The sequence below is a fragment of the Streptomyces daliensis genome (genome assembly GCF_054782395.1).
Map to the genome: position 1 here is coordinate 93,372 of NZ_BAAGSO010000043.1, position 24,967 is coordinate 118,338.

25 protein-coding genes are annotated in these 24,967 nt (G+C 71.9%); 16 read left to right on the forward strand and 9 right to left on the reverse strand.

Annotated features, from left to right (window positions below; all coding sequences use genetic code 11):
* The first annotated feature begins 253 nt into the window (after window positions 1–253).
* The 3 genes from ACYVOO_RS09495 (at window position 254) to ACYVOO_RS09505 (ending at window position 2,657) form a co-directional block, all read left to right on the forward strand.
* The gene (locus tag ACYVOO_RS09495) at window positions 254–1,054 is read left to right on the forward strand and encodes a GltA (RefSeq protein WP_461015190.1); all 801 of its coding nucleotides are present in this window, start codon (window positions 254–256) and stop codon (window positions 1,052–1,054) included.
* A gap of 185 nt (window positions 1,055–1,239) precedes the next feature.
* Complete coding sequence (locus ACYVOO_RS09500) at window positions 1,240–1,734, forward strand: hypothetical protein (protein ID WP_461015191.1); 495 nt, start codon at window positions 1,240–1,242, stop codon at window positions 1,732–1,734.
* Between the two features lie 338 nt (window positions 1,735–2,072).
* A complete protein-coding gene (locus ACYVOO_RS09505) occupies window positions 2,073–2,657 on the forward strand; it encodes a hypothetical protein (protein WP_461015192.1) in 585 nt (194 codons plus the stop codon).
* A gap of 323 nt (window positions 2,658–2,980) precedes the next feature.
* Here ACYVOO_RS09505 and ACYVOO_RS09510 read toward each other — a convergent pair whose 3' ends face one another.
* On the reverse strand, window positions 2,981–3,622 hold the full coding sequence (locus ACYVOO_RS09510; RefSeq protein ID WP_461015193.1) for a hypothetical protein: 642 nt from the start codon (window positions 3,620–3,622) through the stop codon (window positions 2,981–2,983).
* A 274-nt stretch (window positions 3,623–3,896) separates the two neighbouring features.
* Between ACYVOO_RS09510 and ACYVOO_RS09515 the strand changes: the two genes are divergently transcribed.
* From ACYVOO_RS09515 to ACYVOO_RS09545, 7 genes are all read left to right on the forward strand, one after another.
* Window positions 3,897–4,436, forward strand: coding sequence for an RNA polymerase sigma factor (locus ACYVOO_RS09515; RefSeq protein WP_461015284.1), 540 nt, complete (start codon window positions 3,897–3,899; stop codon window positions 4,434–4,436).
* On the forward strand, window positions 4,433–5,287 hold the full coding sequence (locus ACYVOO_RS09520) for a zf-HC2 domain-containing protein (protein ID WP_461015194.1): 855 nt from the start codon (window positions 4,433–4,435) through the stop codon (window positions 5,285–5,287). The genes ACYVOO_RS09515 and ACYVOO_RS09520 overlap by 4 nt, the downstream gene beginning before the upstream one ends.
* Before the next feature lie 53 nt (window positions 5,288–5,340).
* Window positions 5,341–6,195 carry an ABC transporter ATP-binding protein gene (locus ACYVOO_RS09525; RefSeq protein WP_461015195.1) on the forward strand — a complete coding sequence of 285 codons (855 nt, stop codon included), beginning with the start codon at window positions 5,341–5,343 and terminating at the stop codon, window positions 6,193–6,195.
* Window positions 6,192–7,580 (forward strand): hypothetical protein, encoded by a 1,389-nt coding sequence (locus ACYVOO_RS09530; RefSeq protein ID WP_461015285.1) that lies wholly within the window; start codon window positions 6,192–6,194, stop codon window positions 7,578–7,580. Before ACYVOO_RS09525 ends, ACYVOO_RS09530 begins: the two co-directional genes overlap by 4 nt.
* Entirely contained in the window at window positions 7,577–8,200 is a 624-nt protein-coding gene (locus ACYVOO_RS09535) for a hypothetical protein (protein ID WP_461015196.1), read from the forward strand. The genes ACYVOO_RS09530 and ACYVOO_RS09535 overlap by 4 nt, the downstream gene beginning before the upstream one ends.
* A gap of 290 nt (window positions 8,201–8,490) precedes the next feature.
* A complete protein-coding gene (locus ACYVOO_RS09540; protein ID WP_461015197.1) occupies window positions 8,491–8,712 on the forward strand; it encodes a hypothetical protein in 222 nt (73 codons plus the stop codon).
* Between the two features lie 129 nt (window positions 8,713–8,841).
* The gene (locus ACYVOO_RS09545) at window positions 8,842–9,492 is read left to right on the forward strand and encodes a TetR/AcrR family transcriptional regulator (protein WP_461015198.1); all 651 of its coding nucleotides are present in this window, start codon (window positions 8,842–8,844) and stop codon (window positions 9,490–9,492) included.
* A gap of 70 nt (window positions 9,493–9,562) precedes the next feature.
* Here ACYVOO_RS09545 and ACYVOO_RS09550 read toward each other — a convergent pair whose 3' ends face one another.
* Window positions 9,563–10,216: a hypothetical protein gene (locus ACYVOO_RS09550; protein ID WP_461015199.1), complete on the reverse strand. Its 654-nt coding sequence runs from the start codon at window positions 10,214–10,216 to the stop codon at window positions 9,563–9,565.
* Between the two features lie 21 nt (window positions 10,217–10,237).
* Window positions 10,238–11,731, reverse strand: coding sequence for an alpha/beta hydrolase (locus ACYVOO_RS09555; protein WP_461015200.1), 1,494 nt, complete (start codon window positions 11,729–11,731; stop codon window positions 10,238–10,240).
* A 189-nt stretch (window positions 11,732–11,920) separates the two neighbouring features.
* On the opposite strand from ACYVOO_RS09555, the gene ACYVOO_RS09560 reads away from it, so the two are divergent.
* A complete protein-coding gene (locus ACYVOO_RS09560) occupies window positions 11,921–13,123 on the forward strand; it encodes a sensor histidine kinase (protein WP_461015201.1) in 1,203 nt (400 codons plus the stop codon).
* Window positions 13,124–13,801: a response regulator transcription factor gene (locus tag ACYVOO_RS09565; RefSeq protein ID WP_461015202.1), complete on the forward strand. Its 678-nt coding sequence runs from the start codon at window positions 13,124–13,126 to the stop codon at window positions 13,799–13,801.
* Between the two features lie 60 nt (window positions 13,802–13,861).
* Here ACYVOO_RS09565 and ACYVOO_RS09570 read toward each other — a convergent pair whose 3' ends face one another.
* Together ACYVOO_RS09570 and ACYVOO_RS09575 are read right to left on the reverse strand one after the other, a co-directional pair.
* Entirely contained in the window at window positions 13,862–14,305 is a 444-nt protein-coding gene (locus ACYVOO_RS09570; protein WP_461015286.1) for a TIGR02611 family protein, read from the reverse strand.
* 296 nt (window positions 14,306–14,601) lie between these two features.
* A complete protein-coding gene (locus ACYVOO_RS09575; RefSeq protein WP_461015203.1) occupies window positions 14,602–15,276 on the reverse strand; it encodes a GOLPH3/VPS74 family protein in 675 nt (224 codons plus the stop codon).
* Window positions 15,277–15,549: 273 nt separating this feature from the next.
* On the opposite strand from ACYVOO_RS09575, the gene ACYVOO_RS09580 reads away from it, so the two are divergent.
* The gene (locus ACYVOO_RS09580) at window positions 15,550–17,205 is read left to right on the forward strand and encodes an amidase (protein WP_461015204.1); all 1,656 of its coding nucleotides are present in this window, start codon (window positions 15,550–15,552) and stop codon (window positions 17,203–17,205) included.
* A 15-nt stretch (window positions 17,206–17,220) separates the two neighbouring features.
* Here ACYVOO_RS09580 and ACYVOO_RS09585 read toward each other — a convergent pair whose 3' ends face one another.
* Together ACYVOO_RS09585 and ACYVOO_RS09590 are read right to left on the reverse strand one after the other, a co-directional pair.
* Entirely contained in the window at window positions 17,221–18,027 is an 807-nt protein-coding gene (locus tag ACYVOO_RS09585) for a thioesterase family protein (RefSeq protein WP_461015205.1), read from the reverse strand.
* A 48-nt stretch (window positions 18,028–18,075) separates the two neighbouring features.
* Window positions 18,076–18,726, reverse strand: a complete 651-nt coding sequence (locus tag ACYVOO_RS09590; protein ID WP_461015206.1) for a TetR/AcrR family transcriptional regulator — start codon at window positions 18,724–18,726, stop codon at window positions 18,076–18,078.
* Between the two features lie 203 nt (window positions 18,727–18,929).
* Between ACYVOO_RS09590 and ACYVOO_RS09595 the strand changes: the two genes are divergently transcribed.
* The gene (locus ACYVOO_RS09595) at window positions 18,930–20,102 is read left to right on the forward strand and encodes an acyl-CoA dehydrogenase family protein (protein WP_461015207.1); all 1,173 of its coding nucleotides are present in this window, start codon (window positions 18,930–18,932) and stop codon (window positions 20,100–20,102) included.
* Window positions 20,099–22,303 carry an acetate--CoA ligase family protein gene (locus ACYVOO_RS09600; RefSeq protein ID WP_461015208.1) on the forward strand — a complete coding sequence of 735 codons (2,205 nt, stop codon included), beginning with the start codon at window positions 20,099–20,101 and terminating at the stop codon, window positions 22,301–22,303. The genes ACYVOO_RS09595 and ACYVOO_RS09600 overlap by 4 nt, the downstream gene beginning before the upstream one ends.
* Before the next feature lie 62 nt (window positions 22,304–22,365).
* Here the strand turns inward: ACYVOO_RS09600 and ACYVOO_RS09605 are convergent, their stop codons facing one another.
* Window positions 22,366–22,962 carry a TetR family transcriptional regulator gene (locus ACYVOO_RS09605; protein ID WP_461015209.1) on the reverse strand — a complete coding sequence of 199 codons (597 nt, stop codon included), beginning with the start codon at window positions 22,960–22,962 and terminating at the stop codon, window positions 22,366–22,368.
* Window positions 22,963–23,033: 71 nt separating this feature from the next.
* Here ACYVOO_RS09605 and ACYVOO_RS09610 point away from each other — a divergent pair, with 71 nt between their 5' ends.
* A complete protein-coding gene (locus tag ACYVOO_RS09610) occupies window positions 23,034–23,642 on the forward strand; it encodes a GNAT family N-acetyltransferase (RefSeq protein ID WP_461015210.1) in 609 nt (202 codons plus the stop codon).
* 7 nt (window positions 23,643–23,649) lie between these two features.
* On the opposite strand, the gene ACYVOO_RS09615 is transcribed toward ACYVOO_RS09610, so the two are convergent.
* A complete protein-coding gene (locus ACYVOO_RS09615) occupies window positions 23,650–24,963 on the reverse strand; it encodes a zinc ribbon domain-containing protein (protein WP_461015211.1) in 1,314 nt (437 codons plus the stop codon).
* Between the last annotated feature and the right edge of the window lie 4 nt (window positions 24,964–24,967).

Consider the following 24,967-nt stretch of genomic DNA (forward strand, 5'->3'; position numbering starts at 1 on the left):
CGGAGTGCCACGACCGCCGGGAACGCTACGGAGCGGGGGCGCCGGAATCGTCACCGCACGGTGGACACTCGCGCGTAGCTCGCTCGGGGGACGGACACCGTGCGAAGGGGCACGCGCGTCAGTTCACCCGCCAATTCAGAAACTGACGCCCATTCAGGGATGAACCGGTGATCAACACCACACGTAGAACCGCACGTAGAGGGGGCAGGATGTGTGCCCCGCATCCTGCCGAAGAGAAGCGAAGCGAGCCCCGATGCCGACGATCACCGTTCTGACCCCCGTGCGCGAGGACGGGTACCACTACCTTCCCGAGCTGCACGAGTGTCTCTCCGCGCAGCGGCTCCCCGTCGGCTGGCGGCTCGAATGGGTGCTCCAGGAGGACGGGCAGACGGGCAGGGCGCTGGAGTCCGTCCCGGACGCGCCCTGGATCTCCAAGGGCGGCGGGCGGCGCGGGGGAGCGGCCCAGGCCCGCACGATGGGGCTGTCACGTGCGACGGGGGGGCTGCTGCGCTGTGTGGACGCGGACGATCTGCTGCCCGGCCAGGACACCCTCGCCGACGCCATCCGCGTCCTGGAGGCCAACCCCTCCTACGGCTGGACCGTCGCGCCGTGCCTGGACCTCCACGTCGACGGCCGCCTGGTGCCGGGCCCCTATGACCCCAGCCCCGGACCACTGCCCGAGCGTGCCCTGCTGGACGGTGCGAAGCGCGGCGCGTTCCCGGTCGTGGGCACGACGCTGACGGCCCGCACGGACCTGGTGCGGCTGGTGGGCGGGTGGCCCGCCGTGCCCGCCTTCGAGGACGGGGCGCTGGTGCTGTGCTGCGAGGCGGTCAGCCGCGGGTGGATGCTGGCCGCCCCCGGCGCGGTCTACCGCAAGCACCCGGACCAGCACACGGCCACCGCGGCCTTCCTCGACGCGGAGGAGACACGCCTGCGCCAGGAGGTCGCCATCGACCGGGCCGAGGCGCTGCACGCCGCCGCGTGGCGGTGGGTGCCGGGGGCGGGGGTGTCGCCAGGGGTGGGAGAGGCCGAGTGCGTCGGGACCCCTCGCTGACACACCCGATGGACCGTCGGTGCAGGTGAACCGCTACGCCTCGTTGTACGTGGTGACGTCAGGTGTCTGGATTCCAGCGGAAAGGGCATATCGGCATGGACACAACGCGCAATATCTGGTCACTGCGCGACGCGCCAGAACCTCCTCCCGGACGCACTCCCCGTCGGGACGCGGAGTCGTACCTCATGAACATGATCAAGGAAAATGGTAGAGAGCATGGCGAGCCGACCGTAGCCCACTGCGTCGCGGCTTCCATCTTCGCCATTCGTAACACGCCCGGAGTCGGGGAGAAGGGTGCCCACGACGTCGACCAATTGTTCAAGCGGCCTGATTTGGCGCCGTACCTTATGCGGCCCGCCTCCGATCAGAGGGCGCAGACGTACGTCGCCCAGGTGGAAGACAGTCACTGGAACGCGCTGAACAGCAACCCCAGGACAGCGTCTGTGGGTACCGCGGCCGGTGCCTCGATCGGCGTGTCAATGCGTGTCCGCTTGCTGAATCTCGCCGCCACGTCGTCGCAGTTCCAGGCGTATTTCCAGCGTGAGTTGAATCCGGCGGGGCGCAACGTTGGTAGCTTCAACTACGCTGGGCGATCGGCTGGTCCGTCCGCGAGCACGCCGCGTACGGACCATTCCAGTGGCCAGGGCCGGTCCAACAGGCGTGGCGGGCCCGCGAGGTAGTAAAGGCACTGTCGTGTTCGCGTGCATGTGCCTCGCAGGGCGTGCGCGAACCCCTGCAACGCTCCCGCCTGCGGGAGTTCCGCGGGACCGGCCGCGCGGCATGGATTCGGGGGGCTGGCACCCGCCCCCCGAATCCTCGCGCGCCGAGGCGCTGCGCGCCGCCGTGTGGCGGTGGGTGCCGGGGGCGGGGGTAGGGGCGTCACCGGGGCGGAAGAGGTCGGGTGTGTCGGGGCCCCTGGCTGACACACCCGACGCACCGGCGGTGCAGTGTGAACCGCTACGCCTCGTTGTACGTAGTGATGTCCGATACCTGGATTCCAGCGGAAAGGGCACATCGCATGGACACAATCAACAAGATCTGGTCACTGCGCGACGCGCCAGAGCCTCCTCCCGGACGCACTCCCCGTCGGGACGCGGAGTCGTACCTCATGAACATGATTAGAGCCAATGGTAAAGAACATGGCGAGCCGACCGTAGCTCACTGCGTCGCGGCTTCCATTTCCGCCATTCGTCACACGCCCGGAGTCGGGGAGAAGGGTGCCCACGACATCGACCAATTGTTCAAGCGGCCTGATTTGGCGCCGTACCTTATGCGGCCCGCCTCTGATCAGAGGGCGCAGACGTACGTCGCCCAGGTGGAAGACAGTCACTGGAACGCGCTGAACAACGACCCCAGGACACGGTCTGTGGGTACCGCAGCCGGAGCCTCGGTCGGCGTGCCAACGCGTCTCCAGTTGCAGAATGCCGCCGCCGCGCCGTCGACGCTCCAGGCGTACCTCCAGCGTGAGATGAACCCGGTGGGGCACAACGCCGGTAGCTTCAACCACGCCAGCCGACCGTCTGCTCCCTCCGCGACCACACCGCGCACGGACCTTTCTGGTGGTAACAACCAGGCTCAGAAGCGCAGTGGGCCTGGCAAGTAGCAAAGGTACTGTCGTGTTCGCGTGTATTACCTCGTGGTCTGTGCGTGAATCCTTGGATCGCTCCCGCCCGCGGGAGTTCCGGGGGACCGGCCGCGCGGCATGGATTCGGGGGGCTGGTACCCGCCCCCCGAATCCTCTTGCTGTCGCCGAACCCGTCAAGGCTGTGGGGCGCGAACAGATGGCTCGCGCAGGCGGGCCGCCGTCCGTGGCCCGTCTCCAGGGCGCGGCTGGGTTTTCTCTCAGGGCATCTGAGGGCTACGCGTCACCCATAGATGCCTGAGCCTTCGCGGGGTGGCCGTTGGCCGGCTCCGCCGCTGCCGCCGCTACTTCCGGCGACTGCCGCTGCTGCCGTGGTGGTGGCTGCTGCGGTGGTGGCTGCTGTGGCTGCTGTGGTGACCCGACCCGTACGCCGGCTGGGTGGCCGAGTTGCCGTTGCCGTACGACTGGCCCTGCGAGCCGTATGACTGGCCCTGCGGCGGAGGGTTGTACGTTTGGCCGTAGGTGGCTGTCTGGTGGCGCCCATGCGGGTCGAGCTCGTTGCGGTAGTGCACGTTGAACTGCTGAGGCAGGGCGGTGGCCGTCTGAATGTAGGTCCGCGTGACCGGGTCGTACGCGACGGCGGCCCGGCTGCCCGGTGTGCTGTGCGCCGCGTTCTGGTCGGTCCAGTAGCCGTGGTCCTGCGTGGCGACATCGAGATTCGCGTCCCATGCGGCCGAGCTGTTCGAGGGTGTGTTGTAGGCCTGAGTCAAGCGCGGGTCCATGAACGCCCTGTCGACGTCGCGGGCGCCGCGTTCCCCGTAGCCGGCCTGGATGACACCGGTGGCAAACCCCGCGCCGTGCGCCACGGTCGCGTTGTGGGTGTTGCCGGACGCGTCGATCTGCTGCTGAAGGTACCGCTGGGTTTCCGCGCGCGGACGGCGACCACCCTCCGGCACCGGGTCCTGGTTCAGGTCATTCAAAGGCATGTTTCTGATTCCTCCTTTTGCCCATGACCATTGATTCAGACGGCACTACGCGGACCAGGGTGTGACGGTTCATGTCGCCGGGTCCGCCGTTCGGGCGGGGGAGGGCGGTGGTTCGGGTGATGTTCACCCGACTGCCCTGTGAGCTGAGGAAACGGCATCTCGCGTGAGCGGTGCACGGTGACATGTGACGTGTATCACCCCGCCCCGAGAACCCGCGTGCCGGTCGCGCCGTCTGGCAGGTGTGAGATCACGAAGCAGCGCGGCGCCGCACGAGTTGCGCGAGCTGGACGAGGAGCGTCTTCTCCGGCTCGTCGCCAAGGGCGATCGTGGCGCGTTCGACGAGTTCTACCGGCGCACCTCGCCGTGGATGGCGGTGCGGCTGCGCCGCCGTTGTGCCGACGAGCAGATCGTCGCCGAGGTCATGCAGGAGACGTATCTGGCGGTGTGGCGCGCGGCGGGCGCGTTCGCCGGGAGTGCGGTGGGCGGGACCGCCGTCGGGTGGCTGTGGACGATCGCGGCGCGCCGCCTCGTCGACGCGTTCCGGCGCCGCGCCCACCACGCCGAACCGCCGCCAGCGGCCGCCGAGAAGACAGTGGTGCCAGCGGCGGAGGAAGAGGCGTTGGCCGGGACCGTGGGCGGCGATGTCGGGGACGCGCTGCGGCGTCTCGCGCCCGAACTGCGGCAGGTACTCCAGGCCATGGTGCTCGACGGGCTCTCCGTGCGGGAGACCGCCGTCCTGCTCGGGCTGCCCGAAGGCACGGTCAAGACCCGCGCCCGCCGGGCCCGGATCGCGATGCGGAAGGCACTGACATGAGCGGTATGAAGGACAGGAGTGACAGGGGCGGGGAACACGTGTCGACGTGGCTCCTCCACCGGTACGCGCGCGGTGACACCGGCATCCCGGCCGACGAGGTGTGGGCACTGGAAGCACACATGGAGACATGTGCGGTGTGCCGCGAACGACTGGCCGCCGCGCTCCCCGGCGAGGCACCCACCGTCGCAGCCCTCCTCGACACCGTGCGCTCCGGGCTCGGACCCCGGCTGGACGCGATCGCGCCGACACCGTGGCGTCGCCACCGCTGGACGAGGCTGTCGGCATGGGTGACACCGGCGATGGCCCCGTGGCTGGCGATGACCGTCGGACTGACCCTGATCGCGCTGCTGCTGGACATGGCCGACCCGGACCTCGCGGACCTCGGCACTGTGTCTCCGGTGCTGCTGCTGGCACCCGTGCTGCCGCTGGCCGGGGTCGCCGCGTCCTGGTCGCGGGCGCTGGACCCCGCGTACGAGCTGACGGTCTGCGCGCCACGTGCGGGGCTGCACCTGCTGCTGCGCCGTACCGCGTCCGTCCTCGCCGTCCTCGTCCCCACGCTGCTGGTGGGCGGATGGCTGACGGGCGTGTCGGTGGCGCAGTGGCTGCTGCCCGCCGCCGCCTTCACCGCCGCCGCTCTGGCGCTGGGCGGTGTCATCGGCGTGAGCCGTGCCGTCGTCGCGCTGGGCGTCGTATGGGTGGCCGTGATCCTGGCGCCAGCGCTGGCCACGCGACGTGTCCCCCTCGCATTGGAGTCGGACCAACTGCCCGTGTGGGGGCTGCTGTTGGCGCTCGGCGTCGGCGTCGTGACCGTCCGCAGGAACGCGTACTCGGCGCTGGGGCACCCCCGTTGACCGCCTCACCGATCCCTGACAGCACACACCGCACCGCAGGAAAGGACCACCGTATGAAGCGCGCGACGAGCGCGGCCGATCTCGCGCCGAAGACCTACGCCTGGGAGGTGCGGGCCACCGGGCTGAGAGTGCGCGCGGGCCGCAAGAGGATGGCCGTCGACGGGCTCACCCTCTCGCTGGGCACCGGCACCCACGGCCTCCTCGGGCCCAATGGCGCCGGCAAGACCACCCTGATCAGGGCCCTGGCCACCGTGCTGCCCCCGGCCGGAGGCGAGCTGGAGCTGTTCGGTGTCTCCGTGCGCGGGACGCGCGAGCACCGGGACCTGCGCCGCCGCATCGGCTACCTGCCGCAGGAGTTCGGCTACTACAAGCGGTTCACGGTGCGCGAGTTCGTCGAGTACATGGCCTGGCTCAAGGAGGTGCCGAAGCCGGACATCCCCGGGGCCGTCCAGCGGGCCGTGGAACGTGTGGGGCTGGCGGACCGCGCCGACGAGCGGATGAAGGCACTGTCCGGGGGCATGGTGCGACGGGCCGGTATCGCCCAGGCCATCGTCAACGACCCCGCCGTGCTGCTGCTGGACGAGCCGACCGTCGGCCTCGATCCGGCGCAACGCATGCGGTTCCGCGAGCTGTTGCAGGAGCTGGGCCGCGACTCGTGTGTGATCGTCTCCACCCACCTCGTCGAGGACGTCGCGGCGGCCTGCTCCGACGTGGTGCTCTTCGCCGAAGGACGCCTCCTCTTCCAGGGCACACCACAGGACCTGGCCGCCGCGGGCGGCCCCGAGCACCCAGGCGACAGCCCACTGGAGCGCGGCTACTCGGCGCTCCTCAGCGGCTCACCCGACGGCGACTCGCCGCACGGTGCCGCGTCGTCCGTCAACACCCCGCAGGATAGGGGGACTTGGTGAACGCCCGTGTGCTGCGCACAGAACTGAAGCGCTCAGCGGCGCCGTGGGCCGGACTCGCCGTACTGGGCGGCGCCCTGGCGTTCCTGTATCTGATCGACGGGCCGTGGTGGCGGGGCACCGCGGGGTGGACGGCCCAGTGGACGTCCATGGCACTGTGGACACGCACGCTGCTGGCCTATCTGTGGCCGGTCGCGGTGGGCATCGGCGCGTTGCAGGGGCTGCGCGACTCCCGCTCGGGCATGACCGAGCTGCTGACGACCACCCCGCGGCCCGCCTGGCGACGCGCGGCGCTGCCCGCGAGCGCGACGGCGCTCACACTGGTGGGCGGCTTCGGCCTCCTCGTCCTCTGCGGCGGGGCGCAGGTGGCCTTGGGCACCACCACCTACACCCACCTCGGATGGCTGCCGATCTCGCTGGTGGGCGCCCTGGCCCTGGTCGCGGGCGCGCTGTTCGGCATGGGGACCGCGCGGGCGCTGCCCTCCGTGCTCACCCCGCCGGTGCTGGCGTTGCTCGCGCTGGTGGCCGGCGTCCTCCTGCGCCAGAACGTGGACGGGCGGCTGCCGTCGGGCATGGCGCCGAACCAACTGTCCCTGCTCTCGCCCGTGACGGCGGAGGCGCGGGACTCGGTGCTGACCCTCGCCGGTTCCGTACACGTCGGCCAGACACTGTGGCTGCTGGGTCTGCTCGGCACCGGTTTCGCGCTGCTGGTTGCCGCCACCGCGCGGGCCCGGCTGCTCGCCGTCGCCCCCGTCGTGGCCGGTGCGGTGCTCGCCCTGCTCGTCCTCCCCACCGCCCCGCGCGACACCTACGTCACCGACAAGGCCGCCGCGACCCTGGTGTGCGAAGGACCGGTGTGTGTGACGGAGGCACACGAGGACCGTCTGTCCGCACTCGCGCCGCGCGGCGAGAAGGCACTGCGCCTGCTGCGCGCGGCCCTGGGCGACAAGGCACCGGACACGGTGCGGGAGGAGAGCGCGCCGCGCGGAATCATGGAGGAGCGGGACCTGTCCGAGGGCGTGCTGATGGTCGACTTCGACGACCCGGTGATCGCCCGCGCGCGGGGCACGGAACTCACCCGCGCCCTGCTCGGCGAGGGGCTGGCGCCGCACTGCGCCGGGCGCAGCGACAGCGAGAGCGGCGGACTGGACGAACTCGCCGCGCAGAGCGTCGCCGCGAGCTGGGCCCTCGGCGAGCGCGACCTCACCCTGCTGGAAGGCGCGGTGTTCGGCGAGCGCGACCACCGCGCCGCCGCCGAACCGGTCTGGAAGAAGCTGACGGCGCTGTCACCGGCCGAGCAGCGCGCGCGGGTCGCCGCGGCACATGCCGCCGCGCTCTCCTGCTCGCGGGAGCAGCTCGAAACGCTGGAGGGGAGCACGTCGTCGTGAGATGGCTGGCGCTGTACGCGCGTTCACGGCAGGTGCCCGCTTCGGCCGCCGCGATCGTCCTCGTCGCACTGGGGGTGTGGGCCTTCGGCGGGCATGGCGCAGACGGTGGAGACGGAGGGGGCCCGACGGGCCCGGCGGACCCCCGGCTCGTGGCCCTGGTCCTCACCACCGGGGTGACGATCGCCTCCGTCGGGTTCGGCGGGCAGGACGTGGCGCTGGACAGGACGGCCGCCATCCGGTGGGTGCCCCGTCGGGCGGCACACGTACTGCTGGCCGGTGCGGTCGTCGGCGCGCTGCTGCTGGCGCTGCGGGCGGTGGGCCCTGCGCTCGCGCCCGTCGCGTTCGTCGTACGGGACAGTGCGGGACTGGCCGGTCTGGCCGCGCTCGGGGCGACGGTGTGCGGGGCGCCGTACGCGTGGACCCTGCCGGCCGGCTGGCTCGCGTTCACCCTCTTCGCCCCGCAGCAGACCGGCGTCCCAGGGCCTGGCCAGGTGGCGGGGTGGCTGCTGCTGCCGCCCGGCACGGCGGTGGCCACCTGGACCGCGCTGACCCTGCTCGTGGGCGGTACCGCGCTGTACGCGGTGGCGGGGCCCGCACGCGGCGGTGTCGCGCGCCGGTGACATCTGCGGGGCACCCGTGCCTCACCGTGTCCCGGTGCCGGTCCCGGTTCCGGCCCCGGTGTGGGTGTGGGTGTCGGCGCACGCTGCGGCGAGTACGGCGCCCATCTCCGGGACGAGCCCGGCGGACGGGATCGTGGGTGAGTTCCGTCATCCGGAGCCGACCGCCGACGGTGACGACGCCGAGGACGTGCTCGCCCCGCAGTTGAGTGATCTGCGCGGGACCCCACAGCGCGGAGAGTGCGCCCAGGTTCCGCTGCGACGGGTCGACGGCGCCGAGGTTGGTGATCTGGATGTCGGCCGCCGTGGCGGCGGTCATCATCGCCTCGGCGTCCTGCGGGCCGGAAGGTGGGTGCGTCCCCGTTGTCCGGCGTCGCACCGAGACGGGCGAGGAGGTCTTCCTGCGCCTCCGGCACGTCACCCGGCGCCAACTCCGCACCGCCCAGGGCCGCTACCAGGTCCAGCAGGGCCCGCAGCCCGCCGACACCGTTGGCGAATCTGGTGGGCGAAGGTGAGGACGACGGCGCACCCCGGCTCCGGTGCGGAGGTGCGGGGGTGTGCCGTGCTGGCTCCGGGCGTCACTTAATGTCAATATGACACTTGACGTGGCAGTGGGAGCGGGGGAAACGGAGGTGGGTGACGGCATGGCAGCGGCCAGGAGCGCCGGGGGCGGCATGAGCGACCAGCGGCGCCATCGCGTGCGACTGGAGATCTCACGGGAGGCGGCCCGCCTGTTCTGGGAGCAGGGCGTGGACGCCACCAGTGGCGACCAGATCGCCGAGGCCGTCGGCCTGTCGACGCGCACGATCTGGCGCCACTTCCGCAGCAAGGAGAGCTGCGCCGAGCCCGTCGTCATGCAAGGCGTCGAATGGGAGATGGCCACGTTGCGGAGCTGGCCCCCGGAGCTCTCCCTCGAAGAGCACTTCTCGGCGGAGACCGTCAGGTTCGGCCGTGAGGCCAGCACCGTCGAGCACCTCGACCAGAAGCTCGCGCTCCAGATGATCCACCTGGCCGACCAGGAACCGGCCCTCCGCACCGCGTGGTTGATGGCCTGTGACCAGGTGGAACGTGAGATGGCCGGGATCTTCGGGAAGCGGCTGAACCTCCCGGCCGACGACCTCCAGGTGCGGCTGCACGCCGGAGCCGCAGCGGCTGCCCTGCGGATCATCAGCGAGGACATCGGCAACGCGCTCCTGGGGGGTGCCGAAGCGCGCGAACTTGCGGACGCCCCGGAACGTGTCGCGCGCGCCGTCCGCAGGGCGACGGGCGGAGCCGTGGGCGACGCGCTCACGTGACACGTTCACGCGATGCCGCCACGTGACACGGCCGCGCGATGCCGCCACGTGACACGGCCACGCGACACACTCACCCCACCCCGCCGTCCAGCAGCCAGTTGTAGCGCAGTCGCAGCGCCCGCTCCGTGCTGGCCACCCCCGTGCAGAGACCGAGCACGGTGTTGCCCCACGCCGGCAGGTCGACGGGCGAGGTGAAGGTCCCGATGTACTGGGCGACGCCCTCCGGACTCCGGGTGACCTGTTCGGCGAGCTGAAGCACCAGCACAACCAGGCCGATGGTCAGCACGGCCAGCGAGACGAAACCGATCCAGCGGCTCAGCGCGGGGTGTGCGCGGTCGAGGCGCGCGCGGTGCCCCGCGGCGGAGGCGGGGTCCGGAACGAGCTGGTACTCAGCCCCGTCGGCGGTGACGTAGTGGCAGCGCTTGAGGCCGAAGCCGCTCGCCCTCACTTCGACGGTACCGCCTGGGACGGGGAAGGCGGCGGGGACTTTGGACTCGGCGTGATGCCTGCCGTCGAGGTACAGATGGGCCCTGACGTGCCCTGACGAATCCCCCTGGTGCTTGACGTCGACGGCGTAGACCGTCTGCCGTCCGTCTTCGCTCGTCAGCCGAAGATGGAACAGTGCGCGGGAAAACGACTGCCACCAGCGGAAACGCTTCAACTCTCGGCCGTCCCCCGGCTTGACCCGCTGCACGGCCCGACGGTGCTGCCACTCCTTCAACATGTCTCCGTCCTCCCCCTCCGGCTACTTGCCCGGCTCGGCCGCGCAGGCGCGGTCCTGCGACGGGCGCTGACCGGTGGTCAGATATGTCGTCACCGCGTCCTTCGCGCATGTGTTGCCGCCGAACGGGTAGACACCGTGCCCGCCCTGATCGGCCGTCACCATCGTGGCCCGCTTCCCGAGCGCCTTCCGCAGCTTCCGGGCACCGGACAGCGGCGTCCCCGGGTCGCGGGTGTTCTGCACCATGAGCACGTTCGACGGGCCACGGTCACCGATGCGCACCGGCGGCTCGACCCGCTCCTCCGGCCAGAACGCGCACGGTCCTATGCTGGCCGTGGCCCCGCCCAGCATCGGGTACCTCTGCCGGTCGACCGCGACGTTCCGCTGATACTCCCGGACCGTCTCCGGCCAGCGTGAATCACCGCAGATCACGGCGAAGCGCGCGGCCATCATGTTCTCCATGTTCGGTATCGGCGGGTTGGGCGGCGGCTTCTGACCCGTGTCGAGGGCCTGCCACATCTCGGCCAGCACGGTCATGTTCGCGTCGCTGTAGAGGCGATCGAACGTGATCCCGCGGAACAGCGTTCCGTTCATGCCATGGACCGGTTTCGTCTCCAGCCGCTTCGCCAGCTCGAAGTACTTCGCCCTCACCTGCCCGGGCGTGCTGCCCAGCCCGTACTCGGGGTGCGCGGCGGCGAACGCGGCGAAGTCGGGGAACCGGTCCTCCAGGCCACGGGCGAGCGCCCGCATGGCCGTGTAGTCGTAGCCGCCGGGGCCGAGGTTGCTGTCGATCACGATCCGGTCGCCGCGCCCCGGGAACAGCGTCGCGTACACCGAGCCGAGGTAGGAACCGTAGGAGGCACCGAGGTATGAGAGCTTCGGTTCGCCCAGCGCCGCACGTATCCGGTCCATGTCGCGCGCGATGTTCGCCGTGGTGGTGTGCGGCAGCATCGACGCCGTCTTCGAGGTGGCGCACTGCTCGGCGACGGCCCGTGCGTTCTTCGCCTCCTTGGCGACGTCGGCCGCGGTGTGCGCGTACGGCGCGACGTTGCCGCGTGCCTGCTGCTCCGGCGTCAGATCGCAGGTCACGGGCGCGCTGCGGCCGACACCGCGCGTGTCGAAGCCGATCACGTCGTAGGAGTCCTGGACCTTCTTCGGCAGCCCCGACGCGGCGAGGACAGCCGGGTAGCCGAGTCCCGAGACGCCGGGCCCTCCCGGGTTGGTCAGCAGCACACCACGGCGCTGCGACGACGGTTCCTCGCGCACCAGCCGGGAGATCGCGATCTCGATTTGACGCCCTTCCGGCTTGCGGTAGTCCAGCGGGACGTCGAGCGTCGCGCACTCAAGTTGGGGCAAGTCGGGTGCGTCGTCCGAGGCGTCCGAGGTGGCCTTCTTCGAGCACGGGCCCCACTGCACGGTGTCCGGTGTCGCCGCCGCCGACGCTCCGGGAAGCGTGGTCGACGCCACGGCGGTGGCGACGAGGGGAAGGGCGAGGGCCAGGGGCAGGGTTCTGCGCATCTGATGTCCTTCAGGGAGCTGTGGGGGGCGAACTCCCGACGAGTCTGTCCACTCGGCGCCACCCGCACATCGGCCGCGCGGCCCGCCCCGCCTTCGACCAGAGTCGAAGCGCCGCTCCGACCTCGGTCGGGGGCACCATCCCCCCTGGGACCACTGCCGGGGAGGCACCGTCCCGGCGATAATGGCCCGATGAACACGGACGTCGCGCCATGCCCGCCACGACTCGGAGGGTGGCAGCAGACCTGGCGGCTGTTGGCGGCCGTGGCAGTGGGCATACCTCTCTGGCTCTCCACCGGTGTCGTGCTGGCGCAGGAACACGAGGTCGACAGATGGTCCTGGTTCTTCACCGGCGATCCGCTGGTGGCCCTCGTCTGCCTGGCGGCGCTGCTGTGGCGACGCCGCCTCCCGCTCACCGTCGCCACGACCGTCGCGGTCGCCTCGACCGTGTCGACGCTCGCCACTGGCGTGGCGCTGCTGGCCCTGTGCTCGCTCGCCACCCGTCGCCGTCCGGTGGAGATCGGGATCGTCGTCCTGGTCTACGTGATCGCGGCACAGCTCGGCCTCGGGCTCTACCCGCTCCCGAGCCAGCCCACCCCGCTGTGGGTCCAGCTCGCCCTCCCGGCGCTGAGCGCGGGCATCGCGGTGGCCATGGGCATGGCCATCGGTGCGCGACGCGTCGAAGTGCGGTCCCTGCGGGAGCGGGCGGAGAGCGCGGAACGGGAACAGGCCGCACGTGCGGCGCAGGCACGGGCACTGGAGCGGAACCGGATCGCGCGCGAGATGCACGACGTGCTCGCGCACCGCATCTCGCTGGTCGCCATGCAGGCGGGAGTGCTCGACCACCGCGGCAACCTCACGGCCGACGAGAACCGTGTGCTGGTCCGCGGCATCGTCGACGGCTCGCACCAGGCGCTGGAGGAACTGCGCGACGTCCTCGGTGTGCTCCGCGCCGACCAGAGCCGCCCGGAGGCACCACCACCCTCCCTCGACCGCCTCCCCGAGCTGGTGGCCGATGCCCGCGCCTCCGGGCTGGACGTCGCGCTCACCACCACCGTGACGGGCACACCCTCCGACGCCCTCGGACGCACCTGCTACCGGATCGTCCAAGAGGGGCTGACCAACGCCGCCAAGCACGCGCCGGGCGCACACGTACACATCACCCTCGAAGGAGCGGCCGGGGACCAACTGCGCATCAGCGTCCGCAACTCCCCGGCCGTGGCCACCGCACGGACGCCCGCATCGGGATACGGCCTGCTCGGCCTCGCCGAACGCCTCGCCCTCACCGGCGGCAGGCTGGACCACCACCCGACACCCGACAACGGATACCTCCTCACCGCGCGACTACCCTGGCCGGACGACCAGCACCACCAGCACCATGAAAAGAGCGCATGAGTGGACAGTGAGCGGGAGCCGGTACGTGTCGTCATCGTCGACGACGAACAACTGGTGCGGATGGCGCTGCGGCTCGTCATCGACGGCGAACCGGACCTGACCATCGTCGCGGAGGCGGCCGACGGTGACACCGCGCTCACCGTGGTGGACGAGCAGCGCCCCGACGTCGTGCTGATGGACGTACGGATGCCGGGCCGGGACGGCCTCAGCACGACACGGGAACTCCTCGCCCGCGCGTCGCCGCCACGGGTGCTCATGCTGACCACGTTCGACTCCGACGACCTAGTGCTCGGCGCACTGCGCGCCGGAGCACTCGGGTTCGTCCTCAAGGACACCCCGCCGTCGCGGATCATCGACGCGGTGCGGACCGTCGCGGACGGGAACCCCGTGCTGTCCCCGGCGGCCACGGCACGGGTGATCGCCGCGGCGACCGGTCCGCAGTCCTCGGCGGTGCGCGACTCGTCCCGCGAGGCCGCGCGTCGACAACTGGCCACGCTGAGTGAACGGGAACTCGACACCGCCCGGGCCATCGCGGACGGGCTGGGCAACCCGGAGATCGCCGAGCGGCTGCGCATCAGCGTCGCGACGGTCAAGGCGCACACGAGCAACCTGTTCGCCAAGCTGGCGGCCGAGAACCGGGTGCAGATCGCGCTCCTGGTGCGCGACGCGGAGGACTGAGGGCCCCCGGGGGCCCCGGGGGAGGGGGCACGTCGCGGTAGCGCGCTGTGGTCCGGCTGGTCAGTCGCTGATGGTCCAGGGCATGACGAGGCCGAACTTCCACAGGTACACCGACAGCAGCACGGCGCAGATCACGACGCCGACCGAGGTCAGGATGATGTTGCGACGGCGCACCTTCGGATCGAGGGCGCGCTGCGCGGCCTCCGTGACCTTGCGCTTCGTCCACCGCAGCACCAACTGGGCCCAGACGAACTCGGTGCCCCAGATCGCCATCCCGGCGAAGATCACCAGCCATCCTGGGCCGGGCAGCGGCAGCATGATCACGCCGGTCACGACGACCGCCAGACCGATCACGAACACACCGACCTGCCAGCTCAGGTGCAGGGTGCGGTTGCTCTTCACGAACGCGGGGGCGCGGGAGCCCAGTGGTTTCTCGTCCGTGGCGGGGGCGGGGTCGGGGCTGGAGACGGGGTCGGGGCCCTGCGCGGACGTTGCGGCCGGCACGGCCGTCGCGACGCCGTGGTCCGTCCCCGCTCCGTCCAGGGAAGGCCCAGGACTGAGATCGTGGCTCTGCGTGTCCGAGTGGTTCATCGGATGCGGTCCTCCCCCTTGGTGGCGGCTGGCGCTGTCACCTCGGGAACAGCGTGTGTCGGCACAACGGATGGGAACCTCGCCCAGTTCACTGACGCCGGTGCTCCCAGAACACGGTACCCAGGCCGCCCCCGACGGCGCTTCCCGGGCCGGGTGCACCCTCGCCACCGCGACCCTCACAAGAGCCGCACCGCCCTGTGTCCCGCCCCCTAACTGACGCTGGTGACGGCGACGGCGGTTCCCGCGGAGACCGCCGCCATGGTGCGCAGCACAGCGGTGTTCACCGCCGCCGCGGCCCAGCTCTCCCGCTCCAGCGCCTTCGCCCGCTTGTAGACCTCGCCCGACCACGGAACGGAGCGGTACAGGCTCGGCAGGGTGCCGCTCGCGAGGAGCAGGCCGATCAGCGCCGCTGTACGGTCGTCCGGCTCCTCGCCGTCGATCAGCACGGCGCGCACCCTGGCCACGAGGGCTTTCTTGTGGCTGGTGTCCGCCGCCGTCGTCGCGGTGGAACGGAAGACACCCAGCGTCTTCCTGCTCTCCCGGCGCAGCATGCCCCGCTCGACGAGGCGGTCGAGCACCGTCTCGCGCAGTCCGGTGCCGATCTGGATGAGGAGGGTCTGGACACCCCGTACACGCTCGGCGACCTTGTCCTGCGCCGCCCGGAGCACGGGATCCGGCAGCGGGTCGCCCTCGACGGAGCGCACCTTCACACCGTTCAGCCCGGAGTCGTTCTCGTCGACCGTGACATGTCCGCCAAGGCCCAGCTCGACGAGCACGGCCCCGCCCAGGGTGTAGTACAGCGTCCCCTCGCCCGCGATCGCTCCCGACTTGTCGTCCATCATCAGCAGCGTCAGATCCTCGACGATGAGTGTCTCGTCGCGCATGGTCTGCATGGTCTCGTTTCCCACCGTCGGTACCGGAATCGGAAGGGGCCGTCAGGAGCGCGCGGCCCGCCGTTCACGCTAGTCCGGTGAGGGCACCGGAAGCAGGGCGATCTGTCACCGCTGTTCATGACAGACGTCATACGGGCGTCATGCGAGCGTCGTACGAGCCTCGTACGGGCTCCTCGACGTGGGGCTCACCGGGACTCACGCGCACCCGTGCGGACATGTGAGGCACCCTTGCGCGTGGCGTCCGCGTGTAGTCCGCTGACACCCATGGGGAAGAGAAGCGTTGCCGCACTGCTCGCCGCGCTGGTCGCGGGGTCCCTTCTGACGGGCGCGCCGGGCCCGCGCGCGCAAGCCGCCGAGCCAGGTCCTGGCGATGGCCCGTCCAGGGACCTGGGCCGGGGCATCGACCTCGACACGGTGACGATCCCGCGATTGCAGAAACACATGGCGAACCGCACCCTCACCTCCGCCGAGCTGACCACCGCCTATCTGCGGCGCATCAAGGCAATCGATCCCAGGATCAACGCCGTGCTGCGCACCGACCCGACCGCTCTGCGCCAGGCCGCCGCCAGCGACGCCCGGCACCGGAGCGGCCACACCCGTGGCCCGCTCGACGGCATACCCGTCCTGCTCAAGGACAACGTGAACACCCGCGACATGCCGACCACGGCCGGTTCGCTGGCGCTGGCCGGGAGCCCGCCGGACACCGACGCCGCGCTGGTGACCCGGCTGCGGGACGCGGGCGCGGTGATCCTCGGCAAGACCAACCTCTCCGAGTGGGCGAACTTCCGCGCGGCGAAGCCGACGTCGGGCTGGTCGGCGGTGGGCGGCCAGACCCGTAACCCGTACGTACTGGACCGGAACCCGTGCGGGTCCTCCTCGGGATCCGGCGCCGCGCTCGCCGCCTCGCTCGCGCAGGTGGCGATCGGCACCGAGACGGACGGCTCCATCGTGTGCCCGGCCGGGATGAACGGGGTGGTCGGCGCCAAGCCCACCCTCGGGCTCGTCAGCCAGGAAGGTGTGGTGCCGATCTCCGCCGAGCAGGACACCGCGGGGCCCATGGCACGCAACGTGACCGACGCCGCGCTCACCCTCGCGGTCCTCAGCGGCGGCGACACCCCGCGCCCCGCCGCGTCCCCGGCACCCACCGGGTCCGGCAGCGTGCCCGGCGGCTCGCCCGACGACCGGCACGGGGAGCCGCGCGGGGACCTGCGGGGCAAGCGCATCGGCCTGTGGCGGCTGCCCTCGCTCGGCCCCGACGTGGACGCCGTCATGACCCGTACGGCGAAGAAGCTGCGCGCCGCGGGGGCCGAGGTCGTCGAGGTGACACCCCCGTACCAGGACCGGCTGGCCGAGCTGGAATTCCCGGCGCTGCTCAGCGAGTTCCACCGGGACATCGACGCCTACCTCGCCACCCGCGAGGGCCCCAGGGACCTCGCCGGGCTGATCGAGTTCAACCGCGCCCACCCCGAGGAGCGGACGTGCTTCGCGGGGCAGGAACTGTTCGAGCAGGCGCTGGCAGCGCCGCCGACCACAGACCCCGAGTACAAGGCCATGCGCGCCGAGCTGAAGGACCTCTCCCGGCGCTCCCTCGACGAGACCATGGCCGCGCACCGGCTCGACGCCATCGCCTCGCCGACGAACCCGCCCGCCTGGACGACCGACTGCGCGCGGGGCGACAACGACGTGATCCCGTCCTCCACGCCAGCGGCCGTGGCGGGCTACCCGTCGCTCTCGGTGCCCGCCGGGTCCGTGGGCGAACTGCCCGTCGGCGTACTGCTGATGGCGGGCGCGGGGCAGGACGCGAAGCTGCTGTCGCTGGGCGCCGCCGTCGAACACCGGCTGGACGCCTGGCGGGCGCCGCGCTACCTCCCGTCGACGGGCTCAGGGTCCGGCTCAGGCCGTGCCGGTTCCGCCCGTTGAGCGCGACGGCGGGGGTCAGGCGTTCCTGACGTTCGCCACCGCCGTCGTCATGCAGTACCCGATCGGGCCCGAGGTGTCGTGCAGGGTGACGTGGCCGACGGCTATGCCCTCGTCGCTGGAGTGGGCCGCCGACTCAAGGCCGATCGCCTCGCTGAGGGGGAGCCTGCTGAGGCACACCGTGTAGTCGGCGTTGATGAACTGGAGCCCGGCGTCTCCCGCGTGCGAGAGGGGGCTCGCCGCGTCCGCAGCGAGTGCCGTGCGGATGAGGGGCGAGAGCGGTTCGTCCGCCACCAGTTCGCACCCGTCGCGCAGCCAGGCGCGGCGCCTGCCGACGCCCTCCTCCCACCGCCGGATCGGCCGGTTCTCCTCGTCGAACATCCAGATCGTCCACGGCTCGTCGCGCGCTGCGGTGAACGCCTCGGGAGCGGGCGCGTCCCAGGCGGGGGTCGCCGGGACGTTGCCCGAGGGCTGTTCGGCGCGGCGCAGCAGGACCGCGCTCGCGCGGGCGACGGGCCCGCCCTCGCCGTGGACGACGGCGTCGGCGACCCTGATGCGCCGCCCGTCCCGCACCCGCGTGGTCTCCACCCGGACCGGGGCCATCGGCGCGTTGCGGAAGAGGTCGACGGTCAGCCGCGACAGGTGCAGCCCGTCGTCCCCGTGGTCGCGGTCCAGGGCCCGTGCCGCGAGGCCGCCGAGCAGTCTGCCGTGCAGCATGCCGGGCGCCCACCAGCTTCGCGCGTGGGGAGCGGGCAGGAACTCCTCTCCCGCCGCGGATTCCGCCACGGTGAAGAACGCCTCCCGCTGGTCCGTCGTCCCGGCCACGGACTCTCCCTTCGTCTCCGGTGTCACGCTCGTCAGCTCGTCAGCTCGTCAAGGTGTGTCGCCGTCCTGCGCCGGTCCCGGCGAGGCCGGGTCCAGGCGCTGGATCAGGACGAGGGCCGCCTCGGTGATCTCGTCGGCCTGCCGCCGTGTCGCGCACATCGCGATCTCGCGTCCGGCCTCGCCCATGACGGCGGTCAGCGCCGCTGCCGTGAGCCGGTCGACGGAGTCGGTGCCGATGCCCAGCAGCACGGCGTTCTGCCGTATCCACTCCCGGTTGCGGGTGCGCCGCACCAGCTCGAAACCGGGCGGGCCGTCGCCGTCCATGAACAGCCGGACCAGATCGCGCCGTTGCCAGGAGCAGTCCAGGAAGGCGCGGGCGCCGACGGTGAAGAGGCCGAGCGGCGTGTGGACGCCCGACTCCCTGGCCTTGGCGACCGCGCTCGCCGCCGAGCGCTCGTGGGTGGTCTGGTGGTCCTCCCACAGGGCGAGGAAGAGTTCGGACTTGCCGCCGAAGTGGTGGTAGAGGCTGCCGACGCTGGATCCGGCCCGCTTGACGACGGCCGCGACGCTCGCCTCGGCGAAGCCCTGTTCGCCGAAGACCTCGCGTGCGGCGGTGAGCAGGGTCCGCCGGGTCTCGGCCGTACGGCTCCACTGCCAGGCGCTGCCGCCCGACGCGGGCCGTGCCGTCCTGCGTGCCATCGGTTCCCCTCCCCGTCGTCGCCGCCCACCGTACCGAACCGGATCCTGGAATCACCCGCCCGTAGCACCCTTGACGGGCCCGCACCCACGGGATCAGGCTGCTTCTATTCCTAGAGTTCTGTTCTAGAAAATCGTGTGAGTGAACCCGGCGCGGCCGGACCGTCTCGCGAGCCTGAGAGCCTGGACAGAAAGGAAAGCCGCCCATGGTGGACTTCTCCCTCAGCACCGAGGAAAGGCAGATCCGCGACACCGTCCGCGCGTTCATCACCAAAGAGGTGATGCCGCTTGAGGCGGAGGTCCTGCGCAACGAGCGGGCCGGGGCGCCCGCCATCGATCGCGATGTGCTCGCCGAACTGCGCGCCAAGGCACGCAAGTCGGGCTTCTGGGGAGTCAGCACCCCCGAGGAGTACGGCGGGATGAACCTCGGCGCCGTGATGACCGCGATCCTGACGATGGAGACCGGCCGCACCTTCGTGCCCTTCACCTTCGGCGGCGCTGCGGACAACATCCTCTACCACTGCGACGAGGAGCAGAAGCGGGAGTACCTCGTCCCCACCATCGAGGGCCGCCGCCGCTCCTGCTTCGCCATCACCGAGCCGGGTGCCGGATCCGACGCGCGCAACATCCGCACCCGCGCCGTACGGGACGGCGACGACTGGGTCATCAACGGCGAGAAGACCTTCATCACCGGCGGCAACGAGGCCGACTTCGTCATGGTCTTCGCCGTCACCGACCCGGAGAAGGGCGCCGACGGTGGTGTCACCTGCTTCCTCGCCGACCGCGACATGGGCTGGAAGTCCGAACCCATCCCGACGATGGGCCAGTGGGGGCCCGCCTCGCTGGTCTTCGACGACGTACGGGTGCCCGCGCGCAACGTACTGGGCGAGGTGGGGCAGGGCTATCCGCTCGCGATGCGCTGGATCGGCCGGGGCCGCTATCTGATCCCGGCCGGTGCGCTGGGGGCCGCCGAGCGGATGCTTCAGATGGCGGTGGACTACGCGGGGATCCGCCGGTCCATGGGCCATCTGATCGGCGAGTACCAGGCGATCCAGTGGCAGATCGCCGACTCCCAGGTGGAGATCGAGGCCAGCAAGTGGCTGACGCTGTACGCCGCGTGGCGCGTCCAGCAGGGCATGGACGCGCGGCACGCCTCCTCCATCGCCAAGCTGAACGGCGCCCTGATGGCCAATCAGGTCGTGGACCGCGTGCTCCAGATACACGGCGGCATGGGCTACACCAAGGAACTGCCCATCGAGCGCTGGTACCGCGAGCTGCGGTTGCTGCGCATCTTCGAGGGGACGGACGAGATCCAGCGCCGCACCATCGCGCGCAACCTCCTCAAGGGGCACGTACGGCTCGGTGGTATCGGCGAGTGAGCGGCACCCCGGGCAGCGACCCCCACACCCACCACGGCCCCAGCACCCCCGACCGCGACACCCCCGACCCCGCCCGCGCCGAGGCCATGCGCGCGCTGTTCGCGCCCCGGTCCGTCGCGCTCGTCGGCGCCACCGACAAGTCCGGCTGGTCCCGCGCCACCTACGAGAACCTGCGCGACAACGGCTTCCCGGGCCCCGTCCACCTCGTCAACCCGCACACCGACGTGGTGCACGGCCGGCGCGCACACCGCAGTCTCGCCGACATCGGCGAGCCGGTGGACATGGCCTACGTCATGGTGCCGACCAACGCCGTCGCATCGGTCCTGCGCGAGGGCGCCGCGCAGGGCATCCGCAGCTACGTGGTGCTCAGCTCCGGCTTCGGCGAGACGGGGCCCGAGGGGCGGCGCAGGGAGGAGGAACTGCTCGCCCTCGCCCGCGAGGAGGGCCTCACCGTCCTCGGCCCCAACGGCAACGGCTACATCAACGCCGCCGCCTCCACCACCCCGTACGGCCTGCCCATCCCGGGACCGCCGCGCGGCGGCCCCGTCGGCGTCGTCCTCCAGAGCGGCGCGCTGGCCAGCTCGGTGCTCGCCTTCGCGCAGTCGCGCGACGTGGGCCTGAGCCTGCTCACCGCGATGGGCAACGAGATGATGGTGTCGGTCACCGATGTCATCGAGTACCTGGTGGACGACCCGGACACCAAGGTGATCGCGCTGTTCCTGGAGTCGGTGCGGCGGCCGGACGAGTTCGCGCGCGTCGCGCGCCGCGCCGCCGTGGTGGGCAAGCCCATCGTCGCGCTGAAGATCGGCTCCAGCGACCTGGCCTCGCGCACCGCGCGGGCCCACACGGGTGCGCTGGTGGGCGACGACGACGTCGTGGACGCGGCGTTCCGGCAGCTCGGGGTGGTCCGGGTGCGCTCGCTGGAGGACCTGATCATCACCGCCGGGCTGCTGGCGCGCACCGGAGGCATCGGCGGACCGCGCGTCGGCGTCGTCACACCCTCCGGCGGTGCCTGCGAACTCATCGCCGACCGCGCCGAGCACGAGGGCGTCCAACTGCCCCCGTTCGCACCGGAGACGGTGGCCAGGCTGAAGAAGGACCTGCCCGAGTTCGCCACGGTGAGCAACCCGCTGGACGTCACCGGCTATGTCGTCGTGGACCGCACCCTGCTCGGCCGTGCGCTGGAGGCGGTGGCCGCCGACCCCGGCATCGACGCGGTCCTGCTGCTGTGCGACCTGCCCCAACGTTACGTGGCCGAGCCGGAGTTGGTGCACATGCACTTCGCCTCCCTCGCGCAGCGCATCGACGAGGCACCCGTCCCCGTGGTGGTCTCGGGGAACGTGCTCACCGATGTCACCGAGGTCGGCCGCGAGGTGCGCGAGAACACCGGCTTCCCCAGTCCCTCGGGCGGCATCGACCACGCGATGTCGGCGCTGGGCGCGGCCGTACGGTGGTCGAGCGCCCGTGCCGCCGCTGCCGCACGCCCCGAGCGGCGCGTACGCCGCGCACCCGACACGTCCCCGGCGGACGATCCGGTGCCGGCGGAGCAGCGTGCGGGGGTGTGGACCGAACACCGGGCAGCGCGGCTGCTCGACGACCACGGCATACCCGTCGTGCCCTCGGCCCGCGCCCTGACGGAGGACGAGGCGGTGGCCGCCGCAGAGCGGTTCGGGTACCCCGTCGTGCTCAAGGCGACGGCCGACGGGCTCGGGCACAAGAGCGACATCGGCGGGGTGCGCCTCGGACTGTACGCGGCGGATGCGGTGCGCCGCGCGCACCGCGAGATCGCCGCCGAACTGCGCTCCCGTGCGCTGCCCGGCGCGGGCACGCTCGTGCAGCCGCAGCGCGAGGGCGGTGTGGAACTGCTCGTCGGCGTCCTGCGTGACCCGTCGTGGGGGCCCGTACTGGACATCGGCCTCGGCGGTGTGTGGGTGGAGGTGCTGGGGGACTCGGTGCTGCGGCTGCTGCCCGCCGACGCCGCCGAGGTCCGCGACGCGCTGGGCGAACTGCGCGGCGCCGGGCTGCTCGCGGGGGCACGCGGTACGGAGCCCGCCGACCTCGACAGGCTCAGCGAGGTGATCGCGCGCATCGGGGACATGGCGGTATCGCTGGGCACGGGGCTCGGGGAGCTGGAGGTGAATCCGCTGCTGGTGCGGGGGTCGCGCGTCGAGGCGCTCGACGCGCTCGTCGTCTGGCACTGACGGCCGCGCGGCCGAGGGGGCGGCCGAGGGGCTACTGGCGCTTCGCCGGGCGCGCCAGGCCGTCAGCCGTCGTCCCCGCTTCTGTCGTGCAGCAGGGCGAGCTGGTACTCGACGGCCTCCGTGAGCCGCTTCTCGTCGTCGGTGGCGAGGAGGTCGAGCAGGGCGCCCCGCAGTACGGCCAGGGCGAGGGTGCGGCGGACGGCGCCGTCCTCGCTGTCGCGTTCGGACGGCGGCTGGCAGCCGGCCAGCACGCCGAGCCAGTCCTCCACCGTCGCACGGGCGAACCCGGCCCAGGCCCCGTCGGGCTGGACGAGGGAGCGCGCGTACGCCTCGGCCCACAGCCGCAGCAGCGGCCGGTGCTCCTTCGCGGCGAGCCATGTCCAGACCCGTTCGGCGGCCGGGACCAGCCCGGCGGGGCGGCCGGACAGCCTGGCCCGGTCCAGGAGCGCCAGCTCGTCGGCGCGGGCGCGCGCCAGCAGCGCCCGCAGCAGGCCGTCCTTGCTGCCGAAGAGGAAGAGCAGGACGCGCGGGCTGGACCCGATGGCCTCGGCCAACGGGCGCAGCGACAGGTCGGTGAGGCCGTGGGCGAGCGCGTACTGGTAGGCCGCCTCCAGCAGTTCGTGCTGCCGGGCTGAGGGGGATGGCGCCTCCTGGGACATGCCGCTAGCCTAACTGAAACGACTGTTTCAGTGGTGTGGACGGAACGGCCACGGGGCCAGGAGAGCAGCTCATGTCGCAGCAGGAGCAGGAGCAGGAGCAGGAGCAGGAGCAGGAGCGCGTCGTCGTACGCCGCGCCGACCGTCCCGGTGACCTGGGATGGGTGGTGATGGCCCACGGCGAGGCGTACGAGCGGGAGTTCGGCTGGAACACGGACTTCGAGGTCCTGGTCGCCAAGATCGTCGCCGACTACGGCGGCAAGCACGATCCGGCCCGTGAGGCGGGCTGGATCGCCGAGGCCGACGGGCGGCGCGTGGGCTGTGTCTTCCTCGTCGCGGGTGACCAGCCGCAGGTGGCCAAGCTGCGCATCCTGCTCGTCACCCCGGAGGGCAGGGGCCTTCGTCTCGGGACGCGCCTGGTCCGGGAGTGCCTCGCCTTCGCCCGCGAGGCGGGCTACGAGCAGGTGACGCTGTGGACCAACGACGTGCTGGCTGCGGCGCGCAAGATCTACCAGAGCTTCGGCTTCACCCTCGCCGACGAGGAGCGCCATCACAGCTACGGCCATGATCTCGTCGGCCAGAACTGGACCCTCGACCTGCACGCGGGCGCGGCGGACGGCGGCGGCCGAGCGACGCGGTCGCCGGTCCGGCGACCGCGAACAGCCGGACCGGCGAGTGGTTGACGGTACGTCAGCCGCGCTTGAAGAACTCGACCTCTCCCAGGGCGAGATGGCGCCCCGTACCCTCCCCGGCGGCGACGCGCGGCACGAGCCGGACCTTGACCACGTCGCTGAGCCTCGTGGTCACGGTCTGCGGCCCCGGCTTGTCGTTGAGGGTCACCTTCTGCCGGTGCGTCTTTCCGTCCGCGTCGGTGGCCACAAGGTCCAGCTCCGTGGGCCGCGCCTGCTTCCTGAAGTCCTGCGCCGACTTCGAGGCGCCGGTGTGCACGACGAGGTTCACGAGCCGGAACGGGGCACGGAAGGTGAACGTCACCGACTCACCGGTGCGGGGCGCGCCCCAGTACCTGTTGGTGAGGCCGTCCGTGGCGGCGGACGCGGGGTGGCCCTTCACGGCCGCGCTCGCCGAGACGTCCGTCGGGCTGATCGCGGACGCGCCGCTGAGCTTGTCGCGTACGTCCTCGACGGCGGTACGGCCGAACGGCAGAAGATAGAAACCGGCGGCCAGCAGTGCCACCACCAGGAGCAGCAGGAGGGTGCGGCGCAGCGCGTCGCCAGAGCCGGCCCGCACCCGGCGCCGGAACGGCCACCTCTTGCGCCACCACGGCAGCTCCTCCACCGTCGCCGCCGGGTCCAGCGGTGCGGCGCAGCGGCGGCAGAAGCGCCTGCCGGGCGGGTTCGGCGTGCCGCACTTGGGGCACGGGGGCCCGTCCAGCGCCTCCTCGTCCGCCGAACGCCGCACGACGGGCCTCGCGGTGACGGGCTTCGCGGGCCGTACGGGGGCGATGGGCGCCGGGTCCGGCCGGGCCGGTGTGCTCGCGGGCTGCACCGGTGCGGGGCGGCGCGGGCCCGTGGCCGAGACCGGGGGGCCGCCTGGCGCCGGTGCGGTGGTGTGCGGTGTGCCGGTGTCCCGCGTGGGCGCGCCGGGGTCCGTGTCCGGGGCCGAGTCCGGTGCGGTGCCGTTCCGGCCCGCGCCGTGCGTGCCGTCCGTGCCGTGCGTGCTGTCCGTGCGGCCCGCACCGCTCGTCTCCGGCGCGGCCTCGGACGGTGCCGTGGCGGGGGAGGGTGCGCGCCCCTCCGCACCGTGCGCCGTGGACGGGCCGGGCGCACCGGAACCGTCAGCCGCCCCGGACGGGCTGGACGCACCGGCCCCAGGAACGGGAACCGTACCCGAGCCCGTGCCCGTGCCCGGACTCGCTCCCACCCCCGGCGCGGGCGCAGGCGCCGTTGGCTTCGGCTCCCGCGACCAGCCCAGATACGTACCGCAGTTCCCACAGAAGTCGTCCGCGTCGCCGTTGGCCGTTCCGCACTCGGGACATGCGCGCATGGCG